The following is a 15914-nucleotide window of genomic DNA, read 5'->3' as shown; positions in this document are numbered from 1 at the left end:
AGAATAAGTACTTGCGTTGCTTAATTTTTGCTATCGTGAATACATTTTCGGGCATTCATCACCACGTGGTTCGTAAAAGCAATGGCTTTTAAAGTGCCCTGCAAACGGCTGTTTATACCACTCGGGCGGGCAAGCCCCGACTGGACGGAAATACCAAAGAGCCCACCTTGCTGGCCAGCGCCATTCACCTTGTAAAACTTTTCTTGCGATTTCTTTTTCTGATTCACGGGCACGTTGATAAAAGTATCCGTATTGAACCGCTTCGAATCCGCCAGGGCTTTGATATACAGCATCGCGTACTGTACGGATCTGTTTAAAATCTAAGCAATCGCAAAATACGCGGTTTACTACAACACATCCGACAAGTTGTTCGCCTTGCCGACCTTCACCTTCAGCCTCAGCACGCATTAAACGTGCTAGTAATTCAACATCACTTTCGTTGTATGGAATAAGGGGCATAGTGATACCACCTTTCTTTACCTGTTATAGTAAAGAGTGTATGTTTCAAAATGAGCTAAGTGCTTTTTTTCTTGAAAATAACTACTAATTTTATAAAGGAGCTAATTGGGATAAAAGCTAATCATTATATATAAGATCAAAACGAAAAAGGAGAGGTATTATGCATCGTATTCATAAAGGACATATCATTTATGCAATGTCACCAAATAATGAGCCATGTATAGAAGTAGACACTGGGAGTCGGATTGTATTTGAGACGTACGACTGCTTTGAAAATCAAATTGATTCGGAAAATGTCTTATTTCAAGAACTAGATTGGAATCGAATTAATCCAGCGACTGGCCCTGTATATATTAAAGGAGCAGAACCTGGTGATATATTAGTCGTAATGATTGAAAAGATTAAGATTTCAGAGCAGGGTGTTTTAACTACAGGTGCGAACCTTGGTGTAATGGGTAATGAGCTAAATGAAAATACAGTGAAAATTGTTCCAATCCAAAATGAACATGTAATATTTTCGGGTGAACTACAAATACCAATTAATCCGATGATCGGTGTCATTGGCACGGCCCCTAAAGAAGAGAGTATTTCATGTGGTACACCGCATGATCACGGCGGGAATATGGATTGTAAAGAGATAAAAGAAGGAACAACATTACTATTACCAGTCAATGTACCTGGGGCACTATTAGCGTTAGGTGATTTACATGCTGCGATGGGTGACGGTGAAATTGGTGTAAGTGGAGTCGAAGTCGCTGGGGAAGTAACTGTAACAGTTCAAATTATAAAAGGAAAGCAATGGCCACTACCGATGGTTATCCAAAAAGAAAAAATAATGACGATTGCTTCAGAGAAATTGTTAGACGATGCAGCGAATCGTGCTGTACATAATATGGTGACATTTTTACATGAAGAATTAGAAATGGCTAAAGCTGATGCAACTCTTTTATTATCAGCAGCGGGTAATTTAAAAGTTTGTCAAGTTGTGGATCCACTAAAAACGACGCGGATGGAACTAAGAATGGACTATGTGGAGAAACTGGGTTTTAATTGGAGTAAATTTAATATTAAATAAGAAAAATAGAAGAAGGATGCTGTTTTATAAAAGTATCCTTTTTTAATTTACGGATTAAATAAAAAGAGGTAGTATTTATTTTGTATAAGTATATTTGAGATTGTGAATTAAAAGGAGTTCAATAATGGTCAAAATTATGATTGTAGAAGATGATATGAAAATTGCGGAGCTATTATCAACTTATGTTGCGAAATACGGTTACCAAGGAATTATTATATCGGATTTTCAAAATGTGTTAGACATATTTTTAGAAGAACCACCAGAGCTAGTTTTATTAGATATTAATTTACCAAGCTTTGACGGTTACTATTGGTGTCGTCAAATTCGTGCGGTTTCCACATGTCCAATTTTATTTATCTCGGCCCGTGAAGGTACGATGGATCAAGTTATGGCGTTAGAAAATGGTGGCGATGATTTTATTCCGAAGCCATTTCATTATGAAGTTGTAATGGCAAAAATTCGTAGTCATTTAAGACGTGCTTACGGAGACTATGCACCGAAACTAGAAGAACGAATGGTTGAGCAACAAGGTCTTTGTTTATATCCAGAAAGACTTGTGTTAAAACTTAGGGGTCAAGAGATTGATATAACGAGAAACGAAGCTATTTTATTAGAGACGCTAATGAAAAATTATCCACGTGTTGTGAGTAGAGAAGTATTATTAAATAAATTATGGGATAGTGAATCCTATGTTGATGACAATACATTAAGTGTAAATACCACACGTGTGCGTAAAAAGTTAAAAACGTTACAAATTGAAGGAGCAATTGAAACGATTCGTAGTGTCGGATATAGGTTGCATATTACTTGGGATACTGGTATGGAAAAATGATAAAGCTGTTTATACGTGATCATATACCACTCATTTGTTTTACTGCAATCCAACTACTAGCTATATTCCTCGTATATTGGTTTGATGGGCATAACCACATTACAACGGCATTATATGCAATGTTTTTAGGTGCTTTTTTTATGATAAGTTATTTAGTTTTTCGTTACTTTACACATCGTTCTTTCTATGAACGCTTAGCAAATCCGATGCAATCTTTGGATGAATCTGTTCAAAAATCTGATTTTGCAGTTTTGTCTACTGCTCTCCAAGATCTGCTCGAGGTGCAATATCGCCATTATCAAAATCAGCTCCAGTTACAAGAGAGAAAAAATAATGATCATTTAACCTTTATGAATCAGTGGATTCATCAAATGAAAACACCTTTATCTGTAATAGAATTAATTACACAGGATGAAGTGGATTCACGTTTTGAAAGTATTAATGAGGAAACAGATAGGTTGAAAAAGGGGTTAGAGATGGCTTTGTATGTCGCGCGTTTAGAAGCATTTACACAAGATTTTTATGTAGAAAGAGTACAACTACATAAAATAGTGAATGATTCCGTGCATGAACATAAACGCTTTTTCATTCGGAATTTTGTATATCCAGAGCTTGAAATTGACAAGGGTATTACTGTAGAAAGTGATGCAAAATGGTTACAATTTTTAATTGGACAAATTATATCAAATGCGATTAAATATTCATCAGGTAGTAGAGAAAAGATTAAAGTGAAAGCATGTAAGGAAGGTAATACAGTCGTACTTGAAATTATTGATAGTGGCGTAGGGATACCGAAGCAAGATTTACCAAGAGTATTTAAACCTTTCTTTACAGGAGAAAACGGTAGAGATTTTAAAGAATCAACAGGAATGGGGCTATATCTTGTATATGAAATTACAAAACAATTAGGACATAGTGTGGAAATCCATTCAGAAGTTGGTAAAGGTACCGTTGTACGAATTAAATTTTGTAATGTGTAAAAGTGATTTAGGCTAAGGAACTTTGGAGATAAGCTTTTTAGCCTTGTTTTGTACCACAAATATAACGAACATATGAGTTTTATAGTTTCTGTACCTGTAAAGGAAGATGAGTATGCAGAAAGATTTGCGCAACGTGGAGCAATGGACTTTTACGAATATACAGAGGGACAAGTGCAGAATATGAATGTTGAATTCATCGTAGGTTTTTGGGGAGAGTCAGCAATAAATTTGAAAAAGCTAAATGGAATTTGAACAAAAGCGTTAGTTTAATATGTAATAAAAAATACCCTCTTTCAATGTGAGGACATATGAGTGAACGTGTCCTATATCCATATTATATGCTTACCTTATTAAATAGTAACAGGGCTAATAAGAAAAAGAGCAACTAGCAAAAGCTAATTGCTCATCTTCAAGGGAGAGTGGAGAAATACAATCATGTCACCCTTGTATTTGACAGAATATTAAGTTTTACTATAGTTGTTCAAACGTAGTTAAAGAAAGAATATAGCATACCACATCGATACTAATAAAAACCATCCGTGTCTCTCTGTTCTTTATATTATTCGCAAATAGTTCCGGTTGCTATCCCAGTTGGAGCAGTACCTACTGGGATAGTATCGATAACGGTATTAGTAATAATATCAATAACAGAAACAGTATTGCTAGCTTGATTTGTAACATAGGCACGAGTCCCATCTGGTATGATGGTTACTTGATCAGGAGATAGTGCAACAGGAATGATATCAATTACAGTGTTTGTCAACGTACTTATTACAGAAACAGTATTACTAACTTTATTCACAACGTAAATCCGAGTTCCATCCGGTGTAATAGCTATACCAACAGGCTCGACGCCTACGTTAATTGTAGTAATAACTGTATCAGTAAAAGTATCAATAACAGAAACAGTATTACTAGCTTGATTTGTGACGTAAGCAAGAGTTCCATCTGGTGTAAAGACAATTATTCTAGGGCGGATGCCGACAGGGATAGTAGCGATAACTGTATTGGTAGCAGTATCAATAACGGAAATTGTATTACTTAATTCGTTTGCAACATAAGCAAGAGTACCAATGGGATTAAATGTGATTCCTTGTGGATTGATTCCAACAGGGATAGTAGCAACAACTGCGTTGGTTGCGGCATTAATAACAGAAACAGTATTACTACCATGATTTCCAATATAAACAGTTGTTCCATCTGGAGAAACAGCTACACCAATTGGATTGATTCCAACAGGAATGGTAGTAACAACTGTGTTGGTTGCGGTATCAATAACAGAAACAGTATTAGAAAAAATGTTTGAAACATAAGCACGAGTCCCATTAGGTGATACTGCTACTTCAAGTGGAGCATTTCCTACAGTAATAGTAGCGACAACTGTATTTGTACCAGAATTAATAACAGAAACAGTATCATTTGTTGGATCATCAATGGCTCCGGCGTTTGTAGCATAAACAAGGAAATTACATACAGGACCAGTTGGGCACTCACATTCTCCTGGTGGCCCTTGAATACCTTGCACGCCTTGTGGTCCAATAGGTCCTTCAGGTCCTTCAGTTCCCTGAATACCTTGCACGCCTTGTGATCCAGTAGGTCCTTCAGGTCCTTCAGGTCCTTGAATACCTTGCACACCTTGTGATCCAGTAGGTCCTTCGGGCCCTTCAGTTCCCTGAATACCTTGCACACCTTGTGGTCCAGTAGGTCCTGGCGGCCCAGGAACTCCCATTCCTGTCCCCGAACCAGTAGGTCCTGGCGGCCCAGGAACTCCCTGAATACCTTGCACGCCTTGTGGTCCAGTAGGTCCTTCAGGTCCTTCAGTTCCCTGAATACCTTGCACACCTTGTGATCCAGTAGGTCCAGTAGGTCCTTCAGTTCCCTGAATACCTTGCACGCCTTGTGATCCAGTAGGTCCTTCGGGTCCTTCAGTTCCCTGAATACCTTGCACACCCTGCGGTCCAGTCGGTCCAGTAATGCTTAATAGTGAACTATTCAAGACTCCTTGTAAAATTAAGTTAAATATCTGCTGTAACAAGGGAGTCGATATATTTGAACAACTAATAAGAGAAGACAAGTTTTTGAATAGAAATTGGAATAATGCTGATATTTGAGTGAGAGATGCATTGGGTATGGAACTGATTAATTTTTGTATGGTTTGTAGAACTAATTCTTTTTGGGGAGTATTTGGATGTACTGTTGTTAATAAATCATATACTGCTTGTAACGCTGATTGAAGAACGTGTGCAGTTGTCAGATTGGGTTTTGTGAAAAAGGAAAGAATAGCTTGATTTAACAAGCTTAGTACTTGTAATAATTCTTGTTGTTGAGCAAACGAAAAGAAAACAGGTGTGCAACAATTATTGTTATCACAAGAGGAAACAAAAGAAAAACAAGGTTGTTGGAATTTTTCACACGGATCCGATGACTTGGATTTTTTGTTAGAACTCATAAAAAACTTCCTTTCGCAAACTTATTTCATTATAAAATTCTTCTTTGGAGTTTAGATTTGTTTTTTGTTGGAAATATTTGCGTGTTAATAATTATTTAATGTAGGAGATTCAAAAATGGTTTCCTTTTTTAAAGTATATGTGAAAAAAATGAGAAGTTCTTATGAAGATAAATCCAGTATTTAGGTATTGATGGGATAACGCAATCATCGGAGGGAAAGCAATTGTTATAAAGTTAGAAATAGTTCATTTGAATTATGAGAAGATACTCCAAAGCAGTCAAAGTTAAATTTCATTTTGTAGTAGTTTTATTGCCAGAGGAAGTTAACGTTTCAATTAAAGGGATATTTTGTAAAGCGTTTTCAACTAAGAAGGTGGGGACTTATATGAATCTTGAGAGAGACAGATTATTTTTGGAGATAGCCAGAAAAGGCGCTAAAAGAAAACATATATCCAGTAGGAGCAGTTATTATTGATGAAAATTATAATGTCATTGTAAAAGGCCGAAATAGAGTGCATCCACAAAAAAGACGTAACAGCTCATGCAGCGATAGATGCTATTCGCAATGCAGGACAAGCAATGTTTGATACAAAAATGAAAAATTCGCTATTTTCAGCTAAATGATTTGTAGTAATAAAATAGAATCCTTTATAAGTTGCGAATGATAGGGGGCTTGAAATGGATATTCGAAAAATGAGATATTTCATAACAGTGGCAGAAGAATTAAACTTTAGTCGTGCGGCAGAACGTCTTATGATGGCACAACCGCCTTTAAGCCAAGAAATTCGAAAGTTGGAAGAAGAATTAGGCGTTCAACTTTTTCATCGAACAAAAAGAATGGTTGAACTTACTGACGCGGGGAAAATATTTTTAGAAGGTGCACGGCAAACGTTGCTTCAAGTAGATAGAACCATTAAAGAAACACAGCTTGCGAATGAAGGGAAGGTAGGACATTTAATAATCGGTTTTGTCGATTCTACAGAAACCGTTATAGAGATATTAAAAAAATTTCGAGAACGTTTTCCTAAAATACAGCTCATATTACGTGAGATGACAACAGACCAGCAAATAAAAGCGCTCTATGAAAAACAAATTCATATTGGATTTATTCGTTCCAAGCAGAATAATGAAATATTAGCTTCCGAAGTTTGTTCTGAAGAATGTTTAAAATTAGTTTTGCATCAAGATCATCCTTTAGTTTCGTTACCTAACATTTCAATGAAATCATTAGTTGATGAACCATTTATTTTATTTCCTCGTCATTTCGGTACTAACTTTTATGATTTAATTATTAGTTACTTTTGGGAACATGGAGTAAGTTTAAATATTGTTCAAGAGGCAATCCAAATGCAAACGATTGTGAATTTAGTTGCAGCAGGAATGGGGATTTCTGTCGTTCCATCATCGGTGGAAAGTTATAAAAAATCGGGTGTCATGTATAAAGACATTCAAGAAAATACACCGAAAATAAATTTATATATTGGATGGAGACAAGATGAAAAGTCTGTCGTGTTAGAGAACTTTTTAACTGTTGTTAGAGAGGTTTATGCGACTTCACAATTTGAATTTGAAAAGTAAAAGCCCATCTTGATAGGATGGGCAGTGGGAATTTGGAAAGGGAAACTTCTATTTTTATTTTAAAGTCACTGATGATTCAACCTGTTTTACTCGGATCGTACTCAATGAAACCTTTTAGTACACCATCAATTTGATCCATAATTTCGGGTTGTAATTTAACACTAGACGCAATTACGTTTTCTCTTATTTGCTCCGGATTTGATGCGCCAATAATTGCAGAGGAAACAGCTGGATTTTGTAGTACCCAAGCAACAGCGAGTTGAGATAAGGTAAGATTAGTTTCTTGCGCGATGGGATTAAGGTTCTGAATTGCAGTGAGTACATCATCACTCATCCAACGTTGCACGAGTTTTTGAAAAAATGGTTTACCAGCATCAGAGTTAGCACGTGATTGATTCGGCAAGGGTTTACCAGGTTGATATTTTCCTGTGAGAATACCTTGTGCAAGGGGAGACCAAACAACTTGACCAAGTCCCTCACGTTGACATGTTGGTATTACATCAGTTTCAATAACTCGCCACAACATCGAATATTGAGGTTGGCTAGCGATGAGTGGAATGTTCAATTCTCGTGCAAGTGCTGCACCGCGGGTGATTTGTTCTGATGTCCACTCACTTACGCCTAAGTAAAGGACTTTACCTTGTCTTACAAGATCAGCAAAAGCTAACATCGTTTCTTCAAGGGGAGTTGTTGTATCAAATCTATGTGCATAATAGACATCAATGTAGTCTGTCTGCAACCGTTTTAATGATGCATTACAATTTTCTATAATATGTTTTCGCGATAACCCACGATCATTTTTTCCAGGTCCAGTCGGATGACATACTTTTGTACATAGTTCTATACTTTCTCGGCGTATACCTTTTAAAGATCGGCCAAGTACTTCCTCAGCGATAGTGTCCGAATAAACATCAGCAGTATCGAACGTTGTAATTCCGACATCTAGTGCGGTTTTCACACAATCATTTGCAGTATCTTCATTTACTTTTCCACCATGGTTTATCCAGTTCCCATATGCAATCTTACTTACTGTTAATCCACTGTTTCCGAGTTTGCTAAATTCCATTGTAGAATGCCCCCTTAAAAATGATATCTTTATTATAAGAACTGAAATTCAATATGTATAATATATAATTGATGATAAACTTATATAAAAATTATATAAGGAGGAGTATATAGAAGTTTATAGATTGGGAAATCTAAAGCAAGAAGAACATGAAAATGTAGCTTGTGTTTTATTGATATGAAGTGCAAAGAGGGAAATTTTTTTTGCAGTACATATAATAATATTTACGCATACAATACCACTATGGTACAATATGGTTACTAACGACGGAAAGGAATGATGGGTGGACGATGATTAACTAATCTTATTTTTAAATGTTGAAATTAAATAAATTTCAATTTGTAAAAAATAGGATTAGTCTGCCCAATTCCATTCAACGGTATTGCTATTTGATTTGCGTAATAGCTTATTTGGGTATAAATAATGTAATGACTAATCCTGCCAAAATTACTTTGGGAGGATTTTTTTCTCCCTTTATGAAAGGGATCGGTAATATGAAAGAGCTTTTAAAATTAAATGATGTGTATGTTGAAATAAAGGAAAATACTTTGTTAGAAAAAATGAATGTAACAGTAAAACAAGGGGATGTAATCGGATTAATTGGTAAAAATGGTGCTGGTAAATCAACGTTACTTCAATTAATAAATGGGAAGATTGAGCCATCAAAAGGAATTGTTGAATGGCATCAAATGAATATGACAACAGCATATGTTGAACAAGAAATGGAATCTTTTATTAGTAATGATGTGATTGCAAAAGAAGCAGAACTTCTTGCGAAATGGGGCGTGCCCACGAACGATTTTCATACTTTAAGTGGTGGTGAAAAGCTGAAAATTCGACTAGCAAAAGGATTTGCTAAAAGCCCTAACGTATTAATATTAGACGAACCGACAAATCATTTAGATGAGATGAGTACGGAATTTCTCATTAAACAAATAAAAAATATGAAGGGCACAGTTATCGTTGTATCGCATGATCGATACTTTTTAGATGTTGTCGCAACGAAAATATGGTCAATTGAGGAAAAGAAACTAATTGAGCATAGCGGTAATTATACGAGTTATATGAAAGCACGTGAGCAAAGAAGATTGACGCAGCAGCGTGAATATGAAAAACAACAAAAAAAGATAGAACAAGTAGAAACACATATAAAAGAATTAAGTTCATGGTCACAAAAGGCACACGCACAGTCTACAAAACAAGAAGGAGTTAAAGAGTTTTATCGTGTAAAAGCGAAGCGAATGGATGCGCAAGTGAAGTCAAAACGAAAACGTCTCGAAAAAGAGCTGGAGAAAACGAAAGTAGAACGTGTGAAAGAAGAGTATTCAGTCGAGTTTTCTATTCAAGCGAATAAAAAAGTAGGAAAACGCTTCTTAGAAGTGAAACAATTGAGGAAAGAATTTAATAGACGAACATTATTTGAAAACGTTAATTTTACAATTCAGCACGGTGAGAAGGTTGCGATTGTTGGACCAAACGGTAGCGGGAAAACAACATTACTGAAGATGATTATGGGAACGGAAACTGTACAAGGAGAAGTATGGATTTCACCATCTGCAAACATCGGTTATTTAACACAAGAAGTATTTGATTTACCACTGGATAAAACACCAGAAGATTTATTTTTTAAAGAGACATTTGAAGAAAGAGGAAAAGTCCAAAATTTAATGAAACATTTAGGATTCCAAGCTTCTCAATGGAAAGAGCCGATTGAGCATATGAGTATGGGGGAACGAGTAAAATGCAAGTTAATGGCTTATATTTTAGATGAAAAAGATGTACTTATTTTAGATGAACCGACAAATCACCTTGATCTTCCTTCACGTGAACAGCTTGAAAATACATTAGCGGAGTATAATGGAACACTAGTTATCGTTTCTCACGATCGATATTTTCTAGAGAAAACAACTAATACGAAACTTGTGTTTTCAAATCATACGATACAAAAGCAGCTAGAGAAACCTATTAAAACAAGAGATGATATTGAGGAGCTACGTTTAACGTTAGAAACAGAGAGACAAGAAGTATTAGGTAAATTAAGCTTTTTAACTTTTAACGATAAAGAATATAAAGAACTTGATGAACGATTTATAGAACTTACGAAACAGATTAAGGCGCTTTAATGTAATTAAGGGGGATTAACATGGGAGAAGAGAGTTCGACTAAATTATTTAGAATAGACTGTGGAGATATATACTTGCAAGAGTTTACTATGAAAGATGCGGAGAGCATTTATAAAATATCAAATCAACCGGAAATAGAAAAGTTTTTACCAGACTGGAAATCAACAAAAGAACAACGAGTTAATTGGGTTACAAATTATGAGGTACCAGAAAATAAAGCATTTTTTGATGCCGTGAAACTTACATCAAACGTTGAAGAGTATTCTTTAAAGTTAGGGGTATTTATTACAAGTACAAATGAGTTTATTGGTTGGTGTTGTACGGGTATTAAAGAAGAACTCCCTTCACCAAATAGAGAAATTATGTATGCTATTTCAAGTGAGTATCAAAATAAAGGTTACGCAACGCAAGCGACAAAAGGCTTGATCGGCTATTTGTTTGAAAATACAAATGCTGATGCCCTTAACGCAATTGCATTAATTAACAACGTACCATCAAATAAAGTAATTGAAAAATGCGGGCTTACTTATATGAGACAACAGACGATAGAAAATCAACTATATAATCATTATTTATTGAGTAAATCAGAGTGGATAAAAAATATTGCTCTTTAAAAGGAGCTATAATGCAATGAAACCAGTAAAAAAGCTTAGAGTTAAAACTCTGAGCTTTTTTACATTCAAGTGTACCAGTTAACCATATTAAAGAGGCAATTGGGATGGGTTCTTAATGAACTTATTTTTTAGCAAAACAAGTCCATTAAGCTGTACATGCGAGAACCATTTTATAAAAATCATATATGAAAAGGAATTCGGAAAATTTTGTCGAATTTATTTATCCATGAAAACACCACTTTCTCACTCAAAACATTCTACAATTGAATCACTTTAAGCTCAAGTAGAAGAATGCACGGGAAAAGTGGGATGGTATAAAGAAGAATTTGGTCTTAGTCAACAAAAAGTGTTGGTAAGTCTAGTGAAGGGGTGCATATAAAACTTACGGTTGAATGCTAGTGGATAAAATGTTTAAACTATGAAATGGTCTAAATGAAGGAGGAGACGCATATCATAATTTGGTTTCGTCACTTACCACAAATAAGTATGGATTTTTCAGAATGGACTCCTTTTATACAGAATAATTGGTATCGAAAACATTATATGAAGTTTGTATATCTACTTCAGATAATCATTTTTCTAATACCCTATTTCTTTGAAATAGGTTTCACTCATATTAATATATTTTATCTTATCATAATTGGTATTTTTGTCTTTATCATTCACGAATGTCTACACATTTTGGTCATAAATAAAAAAGGTGATATTAGCTTAACGTGTAGTGGAATATTTTTTTGGCTAAATACAAATGCAATACTATCCAAAGCGAGATTTTGGGTCTTTATGAGCTTGCCTATTATTGTATTATCGGTAGTCCCTGCTGTTATGTCGTTTTATGTATCAGGAAATATGAAATCAATCATGTTATTTATATGTTGGATGAACACATTTATCTCCGCCTCAGATATCTACAATTCATTTTTTATTGCAATTAAACCGAAAAACTCAGTTTTTTGCAGAGGATATTATCAAGTGAAATAGTATTAATAGGGTTACTCAAATATATTTTAACTAAAGGAATTAGTTGAAATATGATACTTGAAAGTAAAAGACCGATAAAGCAATCGGTCTTTTTTCTTATATTAATAAAAATTAGAAATAAATAGCATTGTATTTCATACCACAATGCAAATATTATAAGATAGATATACATCGATTATAACTTGAAAATAGGTTTGTTATCAGTTTTTTTAGAAATCTTACAAGCGTGTAAGATAAATGAAAGATGAATCAATATGTGCTATAAGACAATTCATTTACACTTTATAGTGAGCAGTGGAAATGAAGGGAGAATATAAATGGAAATTTTACATGCAAAAAGTATTAGTAAAGTATATAAAGGGAAAATACCTTTTAAAGCATTGGTGGATATTGATTTATCAATTCAAGAAGGTGAATTTGTAGGAATTATGGGCCCGTCAGGTAGTGGGAAAACAACGTTATTGAATATGGTATCTACTATTGATTCTCCATCATCGGGAGAAATTTTAATTAATGGCACAAATCCTTTCCAATTATCATCAGAAGATTTAGCGTTATTCCGCAGGAAACAATTAGGATTTGTTTTTCAATCATTTAATCTTCTTAGCACACTTACTGTAAAAGAAAACATCGTATTGCCGATGACATTAGATGGTGTTTCTGTGCAAGAAATGAATAGACGAGTGGAAGAAATTACAGAGAAGTTAAACATTACAGATATATTGAGTAAAAGAACGTTTGAAATATCAGGGGGTCAGGCTCAAAGAACAGCAATCGCTCGTGCTATCGTTCATAAACCGCAATTATTACTTGCAGATGAACCAACAGGGAATTTAGACTCTAAATCTTCAAATGATGTAATGGAGATGCTAGATACTCTTAATAAAGAAGAAAAAGCAACGATGATGTTAGTTACACATGATCCTTATGCAGCGAGTTTTTGCAGCAGAGTCATATTTATTAAAGATGGTCAATTATATAATGAAATTTATTGCGGTGACAGCAGGCAAGCCTTTTATCAAAAGATTATGGATGTCCTTTCTTTGTTAGGAGGGAAAAGGCATGACTTTTCGTCAGTTCGCATTTAATAATATTTTTCGTAATAAGCGTACATACGCTGCCCATTTTTTAAGTTGTGCATTTTCTATTATGATTTTCTTTACGTATGCCCTTTTATTATTTCATCCTGATTTACAAGGGGAATTAAAATCGACAAGTGCAACAATAAGTGCATTTGGAACATTAGGATTTACAATTTCGCAAGGCTTGATTTTTGTATTTTCATTTTTCTTCATTCTATATTCAGTTAGTTCATTTTTAAAAACACGTAAGAAAGAATTTGGCATTTTAATGATGCAAGGAATGTCAATGAGGCAGCTTAAGAAATTATTATTAATTGAAAATATGTTAATTGGACTTGGGTCAATTTGTATAGGGATTTTCATCGGACTCATATTTTCTAAACTAGTGTTATTGATAAGCGCAAGTGTATTAATGATTAGTAATGGTTTACCTTTTTATATACCAGTGCAGGCGGTATTATTAACAGTCATCACATTTATTTTATTATTTTTAATTGTTTCGCTTGTTACTTTTAAAATGATAAAAGTAACGGAACTTGTGGAACTTATTCAAGCAGAGGAAAAGCCAAAGCCTGAACCGAAAGCTTCTATTCTATTATCGCTACTTTCTTTAATTAGTATAGGCTATGGATATATTTCAGTATTTCGCTTTATCCCAAGTACTAATTTTATTACGCTTGGAATGGGTGTACTTCTAGTCATTATAGGAACGTACTTTTTATATACACAGTGTAGCGTGTATATATTGTATCTTGCTAAAAGGAGTGAATCATTCTTTTTAAAGCGAACAAATATATTAACATTTTCAGAATTAATTTACCGTATGAAAGATAACGCAACGATGTTTTTCATTGTATCTATTATTTCAGCAGTTGCATTTACAGCAATCGGTACAACAGCCGCTCTTGGTAATAGGGATTTAGTATGGATGACAAACCCATATACATTTCTGTATGAAAGCTCTGAAAACAACAAATTGGTAGATAAACATCTCTCTATTATAAAAAAACGTCTTGAGGATGCAAATATTCCGTACCGAATGGCTTCATCTTCAAATAAATTTACAGAAAGTAACGTAAATGTATTGAAATTAAGTGAATATAACGAACTTACGAGAGCACTCGGGTACCAACAAGAAACGATTGAAAAAGAAGATGAAATGTTACTAATCCCTGGGAGGGTGTCACAAAAACAAGAATTTAAAAATGGTGACTATAAAAAAAATATTGAAGTCATTCAAGGAGATTGGACAAAGACATTTCGTGTGAAAAAAACTGTGGGAAATTTAGTTTTACCACATGATCCTAGTAGTATTTATATTGCTGTTCAAGATCATGTGTATGATGAAATTCCTCATACGAGTAATCCAAAAGATGAAAATATTCAACATCGTACTTACGGATTTGTTGTAGATGATTGGATAAAAACGAAAGAGATTTCAAATCAATTAAAGAATGTATTCGATAAAGATCTTAGGGACAGAGATTTCTACTTTGAAGCTTTAACATTAAACTTGTTGGAGGCAAAGCAAAAGAATGGTTTATTACTTATGGCAAGTGTTTTAGTCGGAATCGTTTTCTTTACATTTGCTGCTAGTTTTATTTATTTCCGATTATATACTGACTTGGACCGTGATCAACAACAATATAAAATGATTTCGAAAATGGGATTAAGTAAACGAGAGTTAAAAAAAGTTGTAACGAGACAGTTAGTATTAATGTTCTTCTTACCGATTATCATTGCAGTGATTCATACTGTAGTCGCTTATATGGCATTACAACAATTAGTTAATTTTTCTATAATAAATAGCGCTATCACTATTTTAATTTCATTTATATGTATACAAGTTCTATACTTCTTTATCACTCGTTGGCGTTACCTACAAAAGCTTTATAAAGTTATGGAGCAATAGAGTATAGTAGCTTGTAAGACTACACAAAAGTATGTGAAAAAATGAACTGTATGATGAAAGGAAACGCGATGAAAAGAACTTTAACTATTTTTATGTTAACGATACTACTTTTAATAAGTTTTAGTGCATGCTCTAAAAAGGAAAATCCATTTCCTGCAAACGGTTTATTAATCATTGGAGATGAAAATAAAATTTCACCAATTATTAATCGTTATCAAGAAATTACGAAAGAAAATGAAGTGTTTTCTGTGAAAAAAGGTAAAGTTGGAAATGGACAGGTATTAATTTTAAATGAATCTACAGCACAAGCATTGATTAAAGAAAAAGTTTTTCGTAAACGAGATAATGGCTCCAATTATATTATAGATACGTTACCGAAATTCCCAAAAGAAGGTTCGCTGTTGTTTACACATGAAGACGAAAAGAATATGAAAAGTATTGAATTAGAAGGAAAAGAGATTCCAGTTTCATACGATAGTGACGCTTGGATAGGTAACACTCGTAAATATCCAACGCAATGGTATGTGATTGTAGCACAAAATAGTGTGTATAAAGAAATAAAGGCAAATGAAACGAAAATGCACCTTCTTCATCTGAAAAAATCTTTAGGAGATGAAAAACCTAAAATGTCGACAGATAATACATTGGTTAATGAAAATGTCAAAGTAACAAGGCTAATTAAAGGTTTGGAAGGAGAAGTATCTTTTCAGTTTGTAACGATTGGAGAAAAATCTTAAAAAAGAGTTCAAGGTTGATAAAAACTT

General features: G+C 34.2%; 14 protein-coding genes and 1 pseudogene. 12 read left to right on the top strand and 3 right to left on the bottom strand.

All coding sequences use genetic code 11. The annotated features are described in order from the left end of the window. Positions 1-30: 30 nt before the first annotated feature. Entirely contained in the window at positions 31-459 is a 429-nt protein-coding gene (locus KPL75_RS00195; protein ID WP_219918887.1) for a cell wall hydrolase, read from the bottom strand. A gap of 160 nt (positions 460-619) precedes the next feature. Between KPL75_RS00195 and KPL75_RS00190 the strand changes: the two genes are divergently transcribed. The 4 genes from KPL75_RS00190 to KPL75_RS00175 all read left to right on the top strand — a co-directional run bounded on the left by KPL75_RS00190 (position 620) and on the right by KPL75_RS00175 (position 3598). Continuing rightward, a complete protein-coding gene (locus tag KPL75_RS00190; protein ID WP_219918885.1) occupies positions 620-1534 on the top strand; it encodes an acetamidase/formamidase family protein in 915 nt (304 codons plus the stop codon). A gap of 124 nt (positions 1535-1658) precedes the next feature. Continuing rightward, a complete protein-coding gene (locus KPL75_RS00185; protein ID WP_219918883.1) occupies positions 1659-2366 on the top strand; it encodes a response regulator transcription factor in 708 nt (235 codons plus the stop codon). Next, positions 2363-3346, top strand: a complete 984-nt coding sequence (locus KPL75_RS00180) for a sensor histidine kinase (protein WP_219921045.1) — start codon at positions 2363-2365, stop codon at positions 3344-3346. Before KPL75_RS00185 ends, KPL75_RS00180 begins: the two co-directional genes overlap by 4 nt. A 72-nt stretch (positions 3347-3418) precedes the next feature. Further along, positions 3419-3598 carry a hypothetical protein gene (locus tag KPL75_RS00175; RefSeq protein WP_219918882.1) on the top strand — a complete coding sequence of 60 codons (180 nt, stop codon included), beginning with the start codon at positions 3419-3421 and terminating at the stop codon, positions 3596-3598. 307 nt (positions 3599-3905) lie between these two features. On the opposite strand, the gene KPL75_RS00170 is transcribed toward KPL75_RS00175, so the two are convergent. Further along, positions 3906-5795, bottom strand: coding sequence for a YVTN family beta-propeller repeat protein (locus KPL75_RS00170; protein ID WP_219918878.1), 1890 nt, complete (start codon positions 5793-5795; stop codon positions 3906-3908). 384 nt (positions 5796-6179) lie between these two features. On the opposite strand from KPL75_RS00170, the pseudogene KPL75_RS27625 reads away from it, so the two are divergent. Continuing rightward, positions 6180-6409, top strand: a pseudogene (locus KPL75_RS27625) (deaminase); the annotation flags it as partial. 63 nt (positions 6410-6472) lie between these two features. After that, positions 6473-7372 (top strand): LysR substrate-binding domain-containing protein, encoded by a 900-nt coding sequence (locus tag KPL75_RS00165; protein ID WP_219918875.1) that lies wholly within the window; start codon positions 6473-6475, stop codon positions 7370-7372. Between the two features lie 76 nt (positions 7373-7448). Here the strand turns inward: KPL75_RS00165 and KPL75_RS00160 are convergent, their stop codons facing one another. After that, complete coding sequence (locus KPL75_RS00160) at positions 7449-8438, bottom strand: aldo/keto reductase family protein (protein WP_219918873.1); 990 nt, start codon at positions 8436-8438, stop codon at positions 7449-7451. A gap of 494 nt (positions 8439-8932) precedes the next feature. On the opposite strand from KPL75_RS00160, the gene abc-f reads away from it, so the two are divergent. From abc-f to KPL75_RS00130, 6 genes are all read left to right on the top strand, one after another. Then, positions 8933-10561: a ribosomal protection-like ABC-F family protein gene (gene abc-f / locus KPL75_RS00155; protein WP_219918871.1), complete on the top strand. Its 1629-nt coding sequence runs from the start codon at positions 8933-8935 to the stop codon at positions 10559-10561. 20 nt (positions 10562-10581) lie between these two features. Next, entirely contained in the window at positions 10582-11175 is a 594-nt protein-coding gene (locus tag KPL75_RS00150; protein WP_219918868.1) for a GNAT family N-acetyltransferase, read from the top strand. 486 nt (positions 11176-11661) lie between these two features. Continuing rightward, entirely contained in the window at positions 11662-12156 is a 495-nt protein-coding gene (locus tag KPL75_RS00145) for a DUF3267 domain-containing protein (protein WP_219921044.1), read from the top strand. A 317-nt stretch (positions 12157-12473) separates the two neighbouring features. Next, positions 12474-13244: an ABC transporter ATP-binding protein gene (locus KPL75_RS00140; RefSeq protein WP_219918866.1), complete on the top strand. Its 771-nt coding sequence runs from the start codon at positions 12474-12476 to the stop codon at positions 13242-13244. Next, positions 13219-15150 carry an ABC transporter permease gene (locus KPL75_RS00135; protein WP_219918864.1) on the top strand — a complete coding sequence of 644 codons (1932 nt, stop codon included), beginning with the start codon at positions 13219-13221 and terminating at the stop codon, positions 15148-15150. Before KPL75_RS00140 ends, KPL75_RS00135 begins: the two co-directional genes overlap by 26 nt. A gap of 53 nt (positions 15151-15203) precedes the next feature. Beyond that, a complete protein-coding gene (locus KPL75_RS00130) occupies positions 15204-15887 on the top strand; it encodes a lipoprotein BA_5634 family protein (RefSeq protein ID WP_204210118.1) in 684 nt (227 codons plus the stop codon). Positions 15888-15914: the final 27 nt, after the last annotated feature.

The sequence above is a fragment of the Bacillus sp. NP247 genome, from assembly GCF_018966865.1.
Taxonomy (GTDB): domain Bacteria; phylum Bacillota; class Bacilli; order Bacillales; family Bacillaceae_G; genus Bacillus_A.
Note: the sequence above shows the minus strand (reverse complement) of the source record. Positions and strands in the feature narration are given on the sequence as shown.

Excerpts from the sequence above, each read along its gene's own strand:
- KPL75_RS00145 (WP_219921044.1), top strand. The coding sequence starts at position 11,662 with ATGGATTTTTCAGAATGGACTCCTTTTATACAGAATAATTGGTATCGA.
- KPL75_RS00195 (WP_219918887.1), bottom strand. The coding sequence starts at position 459 with ATGCCCCTTATTCCATACAACGAAAGTGATGTTGAATTACTAGCACGT.
- KPL75_RS00190 (WP_219918885.1), top strand. The coding sequence starts at position 620 with ATGCATCGTATTCATAAAGGACATATCATTTATGCAATGTCACCAAAT.
- KPL75_RS00140 (WP_219918866.1), top strand. The coding sequence starts at position 12,474 with ATGGAAATTTTACATGCAAAAAGTATTAGTAAAGTATATAAAGGGAAA.
- KPL75_RS00180 (WP_219921045.1), top strand. The coding sequence starts at position 2,363 with ATGATAAAGCTGTTTATACGTGATCATATACCACTCATTTGTTTTACT.
- KPL75_RS00150 (WP_219918868.1), top strand. The coding sequence starts at position 10,582 with ATGGGAGAAGAGAGTTCGACTAAATTATTTAGAATAGACTGTGGAGAT.
- KPL75_RS00170 (WP_219918878.1), bottom strand. The coding sequence starts at position 5,795 with ATGAGTTCTAACAAAAAATCCAAGTCATCGGATCCGTGTGAAAAATTC.
- abc-f (WP_219918871.1), top strand. The coding sequence starts at position 8,933 with ATGAAAGAGCTTTTAAAATTAAATGATGTGTATGTTGAAATAAAGGAA.
- KPL75_RS00160 (WP_219918873.1), bottom strand. The coding sequence starts at position 8,438 with ATGGAATTTAGCAAACTCGGAAACAGTGGATTAACAGTAAGTAAGATT.
- KPL75_RS00175 (WP_219918882.1), top strand. The coding sequence starts at position 3,419 with ATGAGTTTTATAGTTTCTGTACCTGTAAAGGAAGATGAGTATGCAGAA.
- KPL75_RS00165 (WP_219918875.1), top strand. The coding sequence starts at position 6,473 with ATGGATATTCGAAAAATGAGATATTTCATAACAGTGGCAGAAGAATTA.
- KPL75_RS00135 (WP_219918864.1), top strand. The coding sequence starts at position 13,219 with ATGACTTTTCGTCAGTTCGCATTTAATAATATTTTTCGTAATAAGCGT.
- KPL75_RS00185 (WP_219918883.1), top strand. The coding sequence starts at position 1,659 with ATGGTCAAAATTATGATTGTAGAAGATGATATGAAAATTGCGGAGCTA.
- KPL75_RS00130 (WP_204210118.1), top strand. The coding sequence starts at position 15,204 with ATGAAAGGAAACGCGATGAAAAGAACTTTAACTATTTTTATGTTAACG.